General features: G+C 33.1%; 16 protein-coding genes and 1 other annotated feature. Of the genes, 12 read left to right on the top strand and 4 right to left on the bottom strand.

All coding sequences use genetic code 11. The features are described 5' to 3' along the window. Nucleotides 1-100 precede the first annotated feature (100 nt). Nucleotides 101-349, top strand: a binding site (T-box leader). Between the two features lie 116 nt (nt 350-465). Together M1D66_RS16295 and M1D66_RS16290 are read left to right on the top strand one after the other, a co-directional pair. After that, the gene (locus M1D66_RS16295) at nt 466-1,806 is read left to right on the top strand and encodes a sodium-dependent transporter (RefSeq protein ID WP_000814535.1); all 1,341 of its coding nucleotides are present in this window, start codon (nt 466-468) and stop codon (nt 1,804-1,806) included. 76 nt (nt 1,807-1,882) lie between these two features. Next, complete coding sequence (locus M1D66_RS16290) at nt 1,883-2,758, top strand: alpha/beta fold hydrolase (protein WP_242554613.1); 876 nt, start codon at nt 1,883-1,885, stop codon at nt 2,756-2,758. Between the two features lie 36 nt (nt 2,759-2,794). Here M1D66_RS16290 and M1D66_RS16285 read toward each other — a convergent pair whose 3' ends face one another. Both M1D66_RS16285 and M1D66_RS16280 read right to left on the bottom strand, forming a co-directional pair. Further along, nucleotides 2,795-3,370 (bottom strand): nucleotidyltransferase family protein, encoded by a 576-nt coding sequence (locus tag M1D66_RS16285; protein WP_242554612.1) that lies wholly within the window; start codon nt 3,368-3,370, stop codon nt 2,795-2,797. A gap of 24 nt (nt 3,371-3,394) precedes the next feature. Continuing rightward, entirely contained in the window at nt 3,395-4,192 is a 798-nt protein-coding gene (locus M1D66_RS16280) for a lipid II flippase Amj family protein (protein WP_000028915.1), read from the bottom strand. A gap of 190 nt (nt 4,193-4,382) precedes the next feature. Between M1D66_RS16280 and M1D66_RS16275 the strand changes: the two genes are divergently transcribed. The 8 genes from M1D66_RS16275 (at nt 4,383) to M1D66_RS16240 (ending at nt 10,727) form a co-directional block, all read left to right on the top strand. Then, nucleotides 4,383-5,048: an HAD family hydrolase gene (locus tag M1D66_RS16275; protein ID WP_000278481.1), complete on the top strand. Its 666-nt coding sequence runs from the start codon at nt 4,383-4,385 to the stop codon at nt 5,046-5,048. A 203-nt stretch (nt 5,049-5,251) separates the two neighbouring features. After that, a complete protein-coding gene (locus M1D66_RS16270) occupies nt 5,252-6,691 on the top strand; it encodes a GntP family permease (protein ID WP_000424327.1) in 1,440 nt (479 codons plus the stop codon). A gap of 79 nt (nt 6,692-6,770) precedes the next feature. Next, nucleotides 6,771-7,973: an iron-containing alcohol dehydrogenase gene (locus tag M1D66_RS16265; protein ID WP_242554611.1), complete on the top strand. Its 1,203-nt coding sequence runs from the start codon at nt 6,771-6,773 to the stop codon at nt 7,971-7,973. Nucleotides 7,974-8,144: 171 nt separating this feature from the next. Then, entirely contained in the window at nt 8,145-8,840 is a 696-nt protein-coding gene (locus M1D66_RS16260) for an aspartate/glutamate racemase family protein (protein ID WP_124749749.1), read from the top strand. 88 nt (nt 8,841-8,928) lie between these two features. Continuing rightward, on the top strand, nt 8,929-9,402 hold the full coding sequence (gene tsaA, locus M1D66_RS16255) for a tRNA (N6-threonylcarbamoyladenosine(37)-N6)-methyltransferase TrmO (RefSeq protein ID WP_065223614.1): 474 nt from the start codon (nt 8,929-8,931) through the stop codon (nt 9,400-9,402). Further along, the gene (locus M1D66_RS16250) at nt 9,399-9,839 is read left to right on the top strand and encodes a GNAT family N-acetyltransferase (protein WP_001223868.1); all 441 of its coding nucleotides are present in this window, start codon (nt 9,399-9,401) and stop codon (nt 9,837-9,839) included. The genes tsaA and M1D66_RS16250 overlap by 4 nt, the downstream gene beginning before the upstream one ends. A 173-nt stretch (nt 9,840-10,012) precedes the next feature. Beyond that, nucleotides 10,013-10,498, top strand: coding sequence for a DUF2975 domain-containing protein (locus M1D66_RS16245; protein ID WP_076876392.1), 486 nt, complete (start codon nt 10,013-10,015; stop codon nt 10,496-10,498). 10 nt (nt 10,499-10,508) lie between these two features. Then, the gene (locus tag M1D66_RS16240) at nt 10,509-10,727 is read left to right on the top strand and encodes a helix-turn-helix domain-containing protein (protein ID WP_000152534.1); all 219 of its coding nucleotides are present in this window, start codon (nt 10,509-10,511) and stop codon (nt 10,725-10,727) included. Between the two features lie 241 nt (nt 10,728-10,968). Here the strand turns inward: M1D66_RS16240 and M1D66_RS16235 are convergent, their stop codons facing one another. Then, nucleotides 10,969-11,496, bottom strand: coding sequence for an HAD-IIIA family hydrolase (locus M1D66_RS16235; protein WP_000181785.1), 528 nt, complete (start codon nt 11,494-11,496; stop codon nt 10,969-10,971). Between the two features lie 30 nt (nt 11,497-11,526). After that, nucleotides 11,527-11,958 carry a GNAT family N-acetyltransferase gene (locus M1D66_RS16230; RefSeq protein WP_016122419.1) on the bottom strand — a complete coding sequence of 144 codons (432 nt, stop codon included), beginning with the start codon at nt 11,956-11,958 and terminating at the stop codon, nt 11,527-11,529. 153 nt (nt 11,959-12,111) lie between these two features. Between M1D66_RS16230 and M1D66_RS16225 the strand changes: the two genes are divergently transcribed. Together M1D66_RS16225 and M1D66_RS16220 are read left to right on the top strand one after the other, a co-directional pair. Beyond that, the gene (locus M1D66_RS16225; RefSeq protein ID WP_086385960.1) at nt 12,112-12,822 is read left to right on the top strand and encodes an ABC transporter ATP-binding protein; all 711 of its coding nucleotides are present in this window, start codon (nt 12,112-12,114) and stop codon (nt 12,820-12,822) included. After that, nucleotides 12,815-14,014, top strand: a complete 1,200-nt coding sequence (locus M1D66_RS16220) for an ABC transporter permease (RefSeq protein ID WP_212125832.1) — start codon at nt 12,815-12,817, stop codon at nt 14,012-14,014. Before M1D66_RS16225 ends, M1D66_RS16220 begins: the two co-directional genes overlap by 8 nt. The last annotated feature ends 68 nt before the right edge of the window (nt 14,015-14,082 follow it).

Genomic DNA, 14,082 nt, shown 5'->3' with positions numbered 1-14,082 from the left:
TATGAACCATTTCGACAAAAAAATCAATATACCCCTTGACAGTTACAAATATAACCGATATACTTCATATTAATTTCAAAAGAAAATATATTCTAAATATTAAAATGTGTTGAATAGGAGTAGTAAGGTCATGTATTTGTACAGAGAGCTATGGGTTGGTGCGACATAGTCAAATGACATCCTGAACTCGCCTAGGAGCAGTAAGGTGGAACGGAATCACATTCTTAGTAAATCTTAACGGTTAACCTTCGATATTAGGTTTGTAATCAAACGATTACTACTAAGGTGGATTCATAATGGAATCAATAAGGGTGGTACCGCGTTAAGTAAATGGCTTAGCGTCTCTTTATATAGAGATGCTAGGCCATTTTTTTATTATATGGAAAAAGAAATGGAGGGTTTATTTGGATAGGTCTATAAAATTAATTTATTTATATAAAATGATTTAATTGGGAGGAAAATGAGATGAAACAAACGGAGCAATGGACTTCGAAATTAGGTTTTATAATGGCTGCAGCAGGATCTGCAATTGGACTTGGTGCGATATGGAAGTTTCCTTATATCGCTGGAAAGAGTGGGGGAGGAGCGTTCTTTTTAATCTTTATATTATTTACTGTTTTAATTGGACTACCGCTACTTATAGCTGAATTTATGATTGGACGCAGTACGCAGAAACAAGCAGTTGGCGCATTTAAAAGCATTGCACCAAATACAGGATGGCATTGGATTGGACGCCTTGGTGTTGGAACGTGTTTTATACTACTTTCGTTTTATAGTGTTGTAGGTGGATGGGTATTAATTTATTTATTCAGAGGAATAACTGGACAACTAATTACTCCAGGACAAAATTACGGCATATTATTTACTGAAACAATTGGGAATCCCGCTTGGGCGATTATGGGACATTTCGCTTTTATGTTCATTACGATATGGGTTGTATCAAAGGGTGTACAAAACGGAATTGAAAAAGCAAGTAAATATATGTTGCCAGCATTGTTCGTTTTATTTGTCGCTCTTATTATTCGGTCGTTAACACTTGATGATGCTATGAAAGGCGTGAAGTTTTTCTTACAACCAGATTTCTCAAAGATTACTTCAGAAAGTATTTTGTTTGCAATGGGGCAATCATTCTTTGCAATTAGTATCGGGATTTCAATTATGGTTACGTATAGTTCCTATTTAAATAAAAAAGAAAGTTTACCAAAATCAGCAATAACAATTGTTGGATTGAATTTATTTGTTTCTTTATTTGCGGGTCTTGCCATTTTTCCGGCCGTATTTTCATTAGGAATGGAGCCGACAGAAGGACCTGGATTACTATTTATCGTATTACCATCTGTATTTAGTCAAATTCCATTTGGTGGGTTTTTCTTAACAGTATTTCTTGCACTATTTACATTTGCGACATTAACATCGGCATTTTCTTTACTAGAGACTGTTGTTTCAGCATTAGCAAATGGTGAACAAGAAAAGAGGACGAAATTATCATGGCTGATCGGTTTCGGCATTTTCTTAGTAGGTATACCATCAGCGTTATCATTTGGAGTATGGAGTGATATTACGATTTTCGGAAAGAATATTTTTGATGCAGTAGACTTTTTATCTAGTAATATATTAATGCCGCTTGGTGCACTATTTATTAGTATTTTCGTTTCATTCAAAATGGAGAAGAAGGTACTAGAAGCGGAGTTTTTTGTAGGTGGAAATTATGGAAAGAAAGTATTTACTTGTTGGGCATTTTTACTTCGATTTGTAGCACCACTTGCAATAATTATCGTCTTCTTAAATGTAATAGGGATTATTTAATATTAAATGTTATAATATTCAGTAAAAAAAAGGAGTGATGATCATAAAGGGAAATTTGATAGAAGCAGGGAAATACATGAATATTAGAGGAAAAAAGCTATACGTTGAAACACATGGAAATCCTAAAAATAAGCCAGTCTTATACTTGCATGGTGGACCAGGAGAGAGTTGTTATGATTTTTCATTTCATCAAGCGGAACGTTTAAAAGGTTCTCTATATGTAATTATGATAGATCAAAGAGGTGTTTGTCGCTCAGAAGAAATTACTGAAGACGAAGCTTTTGGATTAAATGATTTGATTGAAGACTGTGAGGAATTAAAAAAAGTATTACAAATTGAGAAGTGGTCTATAATTGGACATTCTTTCGGTGGATATGTAGCATTGCTTTATGCGTCGATATATCCAAGTTCAATAGAGAAAATAATATTTGAAGGACCAACTTTTAATTTTGCATTAACAAGTAGAGCTTTGTTGCAAAAGACAGGGCATTTATTAAAAAAGTATGGAAAAGAAGAAGTAGCAGAAGAGTCTCTTACTTATTCATCTAGCGATGCTAGTTCAGAAGAGTTGTTAGAAGCTTATATAAGATTAAGCGCTGAATTAGAAGAAAAAAGAATGGAGATTTACAATAATAAGGAAGATAGGACAGATGAGAGTTTATACAGTGATGAAGAGTGGGAAATATTTTCAAATCGCTCCAAAATTCACTTTGATAGATTAAAATTAGAGGGAGCATGTCATACATCATTATTATCAAAAATAAAAGATGTACAAAATCTAATGTTATTAATAGTAGGAAAACATGATGTAGTAACGTGTGAAGAACAAATTAAAACATTTAATAAAGATGCCCGAAACGGCAAGTATATCGTATTTGAAGAGAGCGGTCATTCACCTCATTATGAGGAAGCAGATAGATTTGCAGAAACAGTCATACATTTTTTGAAATGAAGAAAAGGGTGCTTCTATAAATGAGAGGCACCCTTTCTAAATTTCTGGATATGTGATTGTGATGTTAGGCCACTTACTTTGCCAATTCTTTTTTATAACTCTGTTTTTGTACATATGTAATCGTTCTTTTGATTCAAGAAAATGAGCTGTTGGTCTCACTTGTAAAGAAAGGACATCTCCAATACCACATGGGGCTGTTAAGATAACGTTGTTTAGTTCATCAAGTGTAACTCCTAAAGCCGTTGCTGTTTCAGGGAATTTAGAAATAGCATTAACAGAAGAAGAATATGGTGGCATATTATTCACTACATGCATACGAGCTTGATTTTTTACAGACCAAGGGATAGTAGCATCCATATTCATTAATTTCGTTTCTAATGATTGTTCGTATATCTCATCTTGATGTAGACTATCATAATAAATCACATCAACATCAGGCATAGCCGTTTTAGTTTCATAGTCATGTAAAGTATCCCAAATTTTAGAACGAACAAATCCGGCACAAATCCACCAATCAGGTAGCTCTAGTGATTTTGCCATTTGTAATACATTCAGCATCCATTCGTCGTTTTCTATTAAGCGAATTATATCTTTCTCTGTTTTGATCTTCATTGATAAATTCACCTTTCTAGTAAATTAATGCATCAGTTCAATAATCCATAAAATCCAGTAAGCACCTGGTACAAATAGCAGTTGTGCTAATAATGTGCCGAGAAGTCTAGAAATCATTAGCCAACCATACATTTTACTCATAGATTCAGCACCGCTTTCTGATTGTAGAGCACGTTCTGTTAAAAGAGCAATGCGTGGATCGAGTAATACAGTTAATAAAATAGTGGCGAAACCATTTACAAGGCCAGAAGCTGTACTTGCATTTGTTGCATAATCTGGATTTAAAAAAGAAGCGTAAAGGGCTGAAAGTACCCCTGCTGTATAAATAGCAGTAGCAAACATGTTAATAAGCATAATACGCTTTGGGATACCACCGATACGCAGTCTATGAATCATTTCTAACTTTGGAAAACGGACATATTTTTTTGTGTACTTTAATTTTTGAATGTTATTCGTTTTCATCATTCGAATGAAAGAACCGTCTGTTTCAAAGTTTTGAATGACATATCCAAATAATTTTGTCAAAGTTGGATAAAGAATGATCGCGATTAATGTACCGATAGAAGCCGATAATAGTACGAGTCGTATAATATGCTCTAAATTAATAGAAGAATCTAGTTTTGCTTCATCGACAATACCACCGATTAAAAAGGCTTGTAGTAAGTTTGATGTTCTTGAAATAAGTAACACCATTCCTACAACAGACAGGGCAACCGCAATCTTCTTTAAACGTACTCCAGCTAATCGAATACTATAAGAGCTTGTTTCAACTGCGTGGATCACAATTGTGAAAGCCATTATAAAAATTAACGTAATTGACATTTGTTTCACCAGTTTCTATTAAAATAATTGTAACTTTTTTACTGTATCATATCTATCGTATTTTGTAACTGAAAGTATGTGACATATGGAAATTGATTTTTCGAAAAAATAGATAATGATAGTATAATAGGGAGAAGTGGAAGAGATGTTAGCACTTATTTATACAGCAAATTAAGTGGAGGAATGAAGCATGTATAAAACATTTCTATTTGATTTAGATGGAACTTTAACGGATCCGAAAGAAGGGATTGTAAACTCGGTTTTATATGCATTAAAAAAAGTAGGAATTGAAGAAGTACATATAAGTGAGTTAGATTCATTTATAGGTCCTCCTATTCAGCAATCATTCATAGAGAGATATAATATGAGTGAAGGAGAGGTTGAACGTGCTGTTTTTTACTTCCGTGAGTATTTAAAGCAGCGTGGATTGTTTGAAAATAATGTATACGAGGGGATTCTGAAGCTCTTGCAACAATTAAAAAGTTCAGGGAATCGCATATTCGTAGCAACTTCAAAGCCCACTGTATTTGCGAAACAAGTTATAGAGCATTTTCAATTAACGAATTATTTCGAAGACATCATTGGAAGTAATTTAGATGGTACGAGAATAAAAAAAGAAGAAATAATTGCTCATATTTTACAAACAAATGAAGAACTAAATAAAGAAGAAATGATAATGATTGGTGATAGAAAGCACGATATAATAGGTGCAAATCAGAATGGAATTGCTTCAATTGGTGTTTTATATGGCTATGGCTGTGAAAAAGAACTGACTGAAGTTAGTGCGACCTACATAGTGAAAGATGTTGAAGAACTGTATCATTTTTGTGTAGAGAAAAATTTAATAAAGCAGTAAATATAGATTCTAGCAATCCCTTTATAACGTATGACGATGAATTCGTTTCTGTTTAAAGGGATTTTTCATATGTAATCGAATAATTATAATAGACATTTTTAGCATAAAAATTTGTATGAATAAGAGGAGGGATGTCAGAATTAAAAGGTTAGTAGAAATTTATCAATAAAATTTAGAATATTCTGTTTGATGGAGGGGTAAAATTGGAGTTAGTTATTATATTATTAGCACTAAGTTTACTTATGTTCGTAGCATACAGAGGTTTTTCTGTTATTTTATTCGCGCCGATATTTGCATTATTTGCAGTATTTTTGACAGAACCTAGTTATGTATTACCTTTCTTTTCTAATATCTTTATGGAGAAAATGGTTGGATTTATAAAATTATATTTTCCTGTGTTTTTATTAGGAGCAATATTTGGGAAAGTAGTGGAAATGTCAGGAATTGCAGATTCTATCGCAAAAACGATTATTGAGTTAGTTGGTGAAAAACGTACTATATTAGCGATTGTATTAATGGGGGCTATTTTAACGTATAGTGGTGTTAGTGTGTATGTAGTAGTGTTTGCTGTTTATCCGTTCGCAGCTAAGTTGTTTCGACAAGCTAATATTCCAAAGCGTTTAATCCCTGGAACGATTGTTCTTGGAGCAGTAACGTTTACAATGGATGCGTTACCTGGATCACCACAAATTCAAAATGTAATACCTACAACATTTTTTAAAACGGATATTTATGCTGCACCGATACTTGGGATTGTAGGAGCAATTTTTGTTCTTACATTAGGTTTACTATATTTAGAGAGTAGACGTAAGAAGGCAAAAGCGGCAGGTGAAGGATACTTTGGTTTTAATGATGGAAATACTGAAATGGCAGCATCTTTGCAAGTAGAACAAAAAAATATGCCATTAATTAATAACATTGAAATCACAAGAGCACAACAACTTATTGCATTTATACCACTTATTTTAGTAGGTGTAATGAATAAAGTGTTTACTATTATGATACCGAAGTGGTATCCAAGCGGTTTTGATTTTTCTGCAATTGGTATGAAAGCATTTGGAAAAGTAGAATTAAGTGCAGTAGTAGGAATTTGGTCTGTAGAATTGGCACTTATTATAGGGATCTTAACAACGTTATTATTATATTGGAAGCGAGTAGTAACAGGTTTCCAAGCTGGATTGAATACAAGTATTGGTGGAGCGCTACTTGCAACGATGAATACAGGAGCTGAGTTTGGATTCGGTGGTGTCATTGCAGCACTTCCAGGTTTCGCAATTATGAGAGATGGCATCTCTGCTACTTTCACAAATCCGTTAGTGAATGGTGCAGTAACGACGAATATTTTAGCTGGAATTACAGGCTCGGCATCAGGAGGAATGGGAATAGTATTAAGTGCAATGGGAGATAAATTTATTGCAGCGGCCAATCAATTTGATATTCCATTAGAAGTTATGCACCGTATCGTATCAATGGCATCAGGAGGAATGGATACACTACCACATAACGGGGCTATTATTACTATTCTTACAGTAACAGGATTAACACATAAACAGTCATATAAAGATATATTTGCTATTACAATTTTGAAAACGGTTGCTGTATTTTTAGTTATCGCATTCTATACTTTAACAGGACTCTATTAAAAAATTTGAATCGTAAAGATTCATCAAATCGATAATTTATGTTATAAAATATTAATTAGGATAAGAAGGGGTGGGGGACTTGCAAGAGGTTTCTGAGTTTCGTATGCCAAAGTCGGTATTATATGGAAGGAATTCGCTTGAAAAACTGGGAGAACAATCAAAAAAGTTAGGGAAAAGAGCTTTTATAGTTACTGATACAATTATGGAAAAATTAGGATATGTTGAAAAGTGTATGCAACAATTAAATAAGAAAGGTATTACTGTTAGTACATATAATAAAGTGGATGCTGAGCCTACAAATATACACGTATTAGAAGCGTTATCTCTTTGTAAAGAGGAAAAGTGCGATTTTATTATCGGTATTGGTGGTGGAAGTTGTATTGATGCTGCGAAAGCGGTAGCGGTTTTATATACAAATGGTGGAGAAGTTGAGGATTATGTCCAAAAGGATGTTAAAATAGAAAACAATCCACTACCACTTATTGCAATTCCAACAACTTCTGGTACTGGATCGGAAGTTACAAGTGTAGCAGTAATTACGAATAAAAAAACAGATGTAAAAATGATGATGAAGCATCCTAGTTTTATACCGAAAGTAGCAATTATAGATCCAGTTTTGACAAGTTCGTTACCCCCACAAATTACGGCAGCAACAGGAATAGATGCGTTGTGTCATGCGATTGAAGCATATATTTCTAAAGTTTCACAACCACTTACAGATGTACTTGCCCTTTCAGCTATTGAAAGTATTATGAAATATTTACGTATAGCATATGAAGATGGACGTAATATGGAGGCAAGAGAAGCGATGATGATTGCTTCCTTACAAGCTGGAATTGCATTTTCTAATGCATCAGTTACATTAGTTCATGGAATGTCAAGGCCAGTGGGAGCATTATTTCATGTACCGCATGGAATATCAAATGCCATACTATTACCTACAGTGTTAGAGTTTACAAAAACAAGTGCAATGAAAAGGTTAGCAAAAATTGGACGTAGTTTAAATAAGGATTTGTATTCGAATTCTGATGAGGAAGTAGCAGACTACACACTTGGTGAAATAAAAAAACTTTGCTTTGATCTTCGTATTCCAAATTTAAAAGAATACGGAATCGATGAAATTGAATTTGAAAATGCTATTTCTAAAATGGCATCAGATGCAATTGAAAGTGGTAGCCCAGCTAATAACCCACGTGTTCCATCATATGATGAAATCAAAGAGTTGTATCGAGAGTGTTTTAATTATAAGTATAAAGAATTTATAAAAACATCAGATTGTTAATTTCAGAATATTCTATAAAAATTTCCTTGGAAATGAAAGTAGAATTATTCTTTATTATTCCGTTAAAACAAGACTTTATATTCCAAACTTAAAGTCTTGTTTTATTATGTATAATATACATAATAAAACATTGTTATTAGTTTTATAAAAATAGTTTAGGTAGGTGTTTATATGAAAACGATAGGTCTTATAGGTGGTATGAGTTGGGAATCAACTTCTGAATATTATCGAATTATTAATGAAGAAATAAAAGAGAGATTAGGAGGGCTACATTCAGCAAAATGTTTGATTAATAGTGTGGATTTTGAAGAGATTGAACGATGTCAGTCTAGCGGAGATTGGGATGGTGCTGGAGAAATTCTAGGGAATGCGGCATATTCATTACAAAAGGGGGGAGCAGACTTTATAATCATTTGTACAAATACAATGCATAAGGTAGTTGGAAAAATAAAGGCGAAAATTGATATTCCAGTCTTACATATTGCTGATGCAACTGCAAAAGAAATTAAAAGAAAAGACATTCAAAAGGTTGGTCTGCTTGGAACTAAATATACAATGGAGCAAGATTTCTATAAGTCACGTATAGAAGAAAATAATATAAAAGTAATAGTACCATCAGAAAAAAATAGAAAAGAAATAAATAAAGTAATATATACAGAATTATGTTTAGGAAAAATAGTATCTCAATCTAGAGAATATTATAAAAGAGTCATCGAAGAGTTAGTGCAAAAAGGAGCACAGGGAATCATATTAGGTTGTACAGAAATAGGATTATTAATAAAGCAAGAAAACGTATCTGTCCCGATATTTGATACAGCTCATATACATGCAATTGAAGCGGTCAAGGTAGCTCTAGATAGAGTATAATTATATTATGTAAACTCTATTCGTATATCTGGAAAACATTCAGAAAATATTTTATAATGTAAGTGGTTACATTTAAGGGGGAATGCGTATGTTTTCAGTTCAACCAATCGCATTTGTACATAATGAAAGAAAGGAAATAAAAGATGATGAGTGGGGAGAAGTAAGATCTCGTATAACTTTAACTGAAATGTATGCAGAAGAAAGTATACAAGGGATTGAAAATTTTTCTCATATTGAAGTTGTTTTTTATTTTCATAAAGTAACTGACGAGCAAATTCAGTATTTTGCTAGACATCCTAGAAATAATAAGGATTATCCTGAAGTAGGTATTTTTGCACAGCGCGGGAAAAATCGTCCGAATCGCATAGGTGTAACAATTGTAAAGGTGATCAAAAGAGAAGGTAAATCAATTATTGTTGAGGGATTAGATGCTATTGATGGCACTCCTATATTGGATATAAAACCAATAATGAAAGAGTTTATGCCGACAGAAGAAATACACCAGCCTAAATGGGCAACGGATATAATGAGACAGTATTGGAAGGGGAATGGAGTAAAATGAGAATATATGAGGCAACAATTGCAGATTTAGATGGACTGGCATCAGTTTTTAATAACTATCGCATGTTTTATAGACAAGATTCTGATTTAGAAGGGGCAAAAGTATTTTTACGAAATCGAATTGAGAGAAAAGAGTCCGTTATTTTCGTAGCAGTTGAAGACGACGAATATATTGGGTTCACGCAACTATATCCATCATTTTCTTCCATTTCAATGAAAGAATTATGGATTTTAAATGATTTATTTGTACAAGCGGCGAAGCGTGGAGCCGGAACAGGTAAAAAATTATTAGAAGCTGCTAAAGAATACGCATTAGAAAATGGAGCAAAAGGTGTAAAATTGCAAACAGAGATTGATAATTTATCAGCACAACGATTATACGCTGAAAATGGCTATTTGAGAGATAATCGTTATTTCCATTACGAATTAACGTTTTAAAAAATTAAGTTGAAAGAGGCATTTTCAAGAAAAAGAATTTCTTTGTAATGAGAAATTCTTTTTTATTTTTGCCTAAATTAAAAAATACATTAATGAAAACGATATTTATTTATTGTTAAACGATAAACATTGTGATAAAATTATGTTGCCATTAAATAAGTGAGGTATTGTAAATGAATCTTAAACGAAGTTCAACAACGTTCTTAAAAGTAATTATTTTTCTTGCTGGAATTTCAGTACTTGCTTTATGCATACTTTTAGTGCCGGAAATGGCGAATTTCGCAGCAAATTTGTATCCTAATATTGCTCCGATGAAATATCTTGTTTTCATTGTGATGTATGGAGCAGCTGTGCCTTTTTACGTTGCTCTTTATCAGGCTTTCAATCTTTTACAGTACATTGATGAGAACACAGCGTTCTCGGAATTATCAGTAAAGGCGTTAAAGAATATAAAGCGCTGTGCAATTACAATCAGTGGTTTGTATGTATTAAGTTTGCCACTTTTTTATTTTATAGCGAAAAAAATGGACCCTCCTATTGGGTTAGTGGGACTCATTATCGTTTTTGCTTCGCTCGTTATCGCCGTTTTTGCTGCTATCCTCCAACGACTTCTACAAGAAGCAATTCACATAAAATCAGAAAATGATTTGACGGTCTGAGGTGGCGGATATGACAATCATTATTAATATTGACGTCATGTTAGCAAAACGAAAAATGAGTGTAACGGAGCTTTCAGAGAAGGTTGGAATTACGATGGCGAATCTTTCTATTTTGAAAAATGGGAAAGCAAAAGCGGTTCGTTTTTCAACATTAGAAGCGATATGTAAAGCTTTGGAGTGTCAACCAGGGGATATTTTGGAGTATAAAAACGATGAGAATACTCAATAAAAACAGATAACAAATGTAAATAATAGAAGTCAATAAAGAAGGGATAGCCACTAAGCTATTCCTTCTTTACGTTAATTGTTGTTACTAATAAAAAATATAATTTGAATTGCAATGTTTGCGTATCAAAAGGGAACTTGCTACCTTTTGAGTTGATCTGTTTTGTGGAATACAATTATTTGCCAAAAAGGCTATTTTAACTATGTTTTAAATTATTTCGGGTGAATCAAAATTTTCATTTGTATTATAGTTGATTTAAAACCCAGTTTGTTGCATCTTCAAAGTTATCTGCAATGTAGTTTGGTTCAATATGTGCCCATTTGTCTCGGTACGTATGCAAAGCATCATACCCAGCGCCTGTTCGGACTAGAATCGTAGTCGCATTTACTTTTGCTCCTGCAACAATATCAGTCCAACGATCACCAACTACAGCACATTGTGTTAAATTAAGTCCATGTTTTTTTGCTGCTTTAAGCAGCATGCCTGTACTTGGTTTACGGCATTCACAACCATCACCGTGTTTATGAGGACATACATAAATATCATCAAAACCGAAGCCTTCTAATTCTTGTACAAAATCGGCTACAGTTGCTATTCCATCTGCGATACCGGGTTGATTTGTGAAAGAGAAAATTTTTATATTTTTAGCTTTTAGTTTTTGCAAGGATGTTTTTGTGAATGGAAATAATGTAAAAGATCCTGGATAATGTATTGTAGTGTCACCACCAATTGTACCGTCACGATCAATGAAAATTGCTTTAATGTTTGTCATAGTTATAGTCCCTTCACTTTATAAAGTAGTTTAAAAATATTTTACAAATCGGTAGCCATTTACTTCATAACCTAATTTTTTGTAAAAAGGATGAGCTTCTACTCTTTTTGTTCCACTAACTAGCCATGTGCCAATGCAATTATGTTTCTTTGCTAATTGCTCGGCATAATCCATCAAAACTTGTCCAATGCCTTTCCGTCGTATGTTAGAATCAACGCTAATAATTGAAATCTCTCCATAACGTGTTACATCTTCTAAATTTTCACGTATACGAAATCCAAGTAATCCAAATATAGCTTCTTTTTCCTCGTAAACATATAAAAAATCAAACGGACTCATTTGTACGAATTGTAATCGGTTGTTCATATCTTCATAGGAAATAGAGGAACCTTTTAATTCTTTCGTTAAAGAACAAAGTGCGTCTATATCATCTATCGTTGCTTCACGAATTTGAAAAGACATATTATCCACCCCAATAAAATGTAATCAAACATTTAATATTCTGTTAAAAAATGTTTTTTCCTGCTATGAAAATAAATATTTTATAATGATATATAGATAATTATATGTTATTCTTTTCCTTGATTGTATTGGAAATGGAAAGAGGGGAAATACATGTTAGAAGTAAATATCCGCTCAGCTGGATATGAAATAGGCGAAAAAACAATTCATGATATAGCTTTTTCTATCGAAAAAGGTGAACTAGTTGCTCTTATTGGAGCGAATGGTGCTGGGAAAAGTACGACGATTAAAACGATACTCGGATTACTTGTAAATATGGACGGTGAAATATCATTCGGTGAAAAGAAAAATCCGTATGCATACGTACCAGAACATCCAACATACTATGATTACTTGACGCTCTGGGAACATATTGAATTATTAATGGCAGCTCGTGGAAGTGAAATGGGAAGTTGGGAAGAACGAGCGGAACAATTATTACATACTTTTCGAATGAATAAGCATAAACATGAGTATTTATCAAAGTTTTCAAAAGGCATGAAACAAAAATCTATGCTAATATTGGCGTTTTTAACTGAGCCAGATTTTTATATCATTGACGAACCTTTTATCGGTTTAGATCCAGTAGCTACGAAAGAGTTTTTAAATTATTTATATAAAGAAAAAGAGCGCGGGGCAGGAATTTTACTTTGTACGCACGTATTAGATACTGCTGAAAAAATTTGTGAAAGATTTTTACTCATTTCACAAGGTACATTAGTCGCAGATGGACATTTAGAATCTATTCAAATATTAGCGGAAATGCCGGGTAGTTCATTATTAGACTGCTTTGATGTAATTGTAAGGCGTGAACAACATGATTAAACAACAATTTTATAAGAGATTACGCCATGAACTCCAGCGGAAATGGAAGTCTATATATTCGGTAACAGATTGGACAGTCGCATTATATATTATTATTCCAGCACTTATATTTATGGGAATCTATTATCGATCGCTATGGATAAATGAATTATCAACGGAAGAGACGATTTATTTCGGATTAGGATTACTCGCATTTTATCTAGTAACATATCCAAGAGGAGTTCGTTCATTTTTTGAGCAAGCGGATAGTTTATTTTTAATTTCGTATGCAACACATATGCGAAAATTAGTCCAGTATGGCATGATGTACACATTTGTTCGAATAGCGATAACGAATATAATAGTAGTCGTTATTATGTTACCGGTGTTGATGAAAAGTATCGAAGTAACAGAAATACAAGTCCTATTATTTTGGGTATTCTTTACTATATTTCGATTTATGTTGTCGTTGTTAACGAGATTTGTTCATGTACATGTGGGGAAACGATGGGTTTTATGGATTGTAAAAAATATAGTATTTTCTATGAGCGTGTCCTTTTTTGGAATTAGTTTATTTTTTATTTATAAAAATCCGTTGTATTCAATTTTATTTATCGGTCTAGTAATTTTCTTAAGTAGTGTATTAGTAAAAGAGAAAATGAATTATAAAAAGTTCTTTTTTAAAGAAATCGAGAAAGAAAAGGAGGAAAGCATGCGCTGGACAAGCGGAATTATGCAAGTTGGTGGTCATGCGGCTAAACCGAGTAGTTCGAATAAAAAATCGTGGATGTTTCCGCGCTCTAAAAGACTTTTAGGGAAAAAAGCTGATTCTCGTATTGTCGAATCTTTTTTGAAAGAATTTTTCCGTACAAGTACTGCACGAATATTTTATATTCAAATTGTATGTATCAGTACTGCAAGTATAATTATGACTCCAAGGTGGATTGCAGCTATTGTTCTCGTATTTGCTGTAGTTGCAATTTCTCGCTATGCACGTGATTATTGGAATGAATTTACGAATAAGATGTTTCTTCGTTTATATTGTGATGAAGGGAAATTACTATTGTTAAGATGGAAGGCAGATCGTTATTTATTACTACCAGCAATACTTTTATATGGAATAGTTATACTTTCACAGTTTTATTTATTGCCAGCTGTGGTAGGCAGCGTTGTTTTTATTTTATTAATTGTATGGATTGTATTTGTACCATAAAAAAAGAGCCATTGACGGCTCTTTTTCTAGTCTGTAACACATTGATAAATAAAATATACTAAAACGAG

The organism is Bacillus sp. PK6-16 (genome assembly GCF_056530295.1).
Note: the sequence above shows the minus strand (reverse complement) of the source record. Positions and strands in the feature narration are given on the sequence as shown.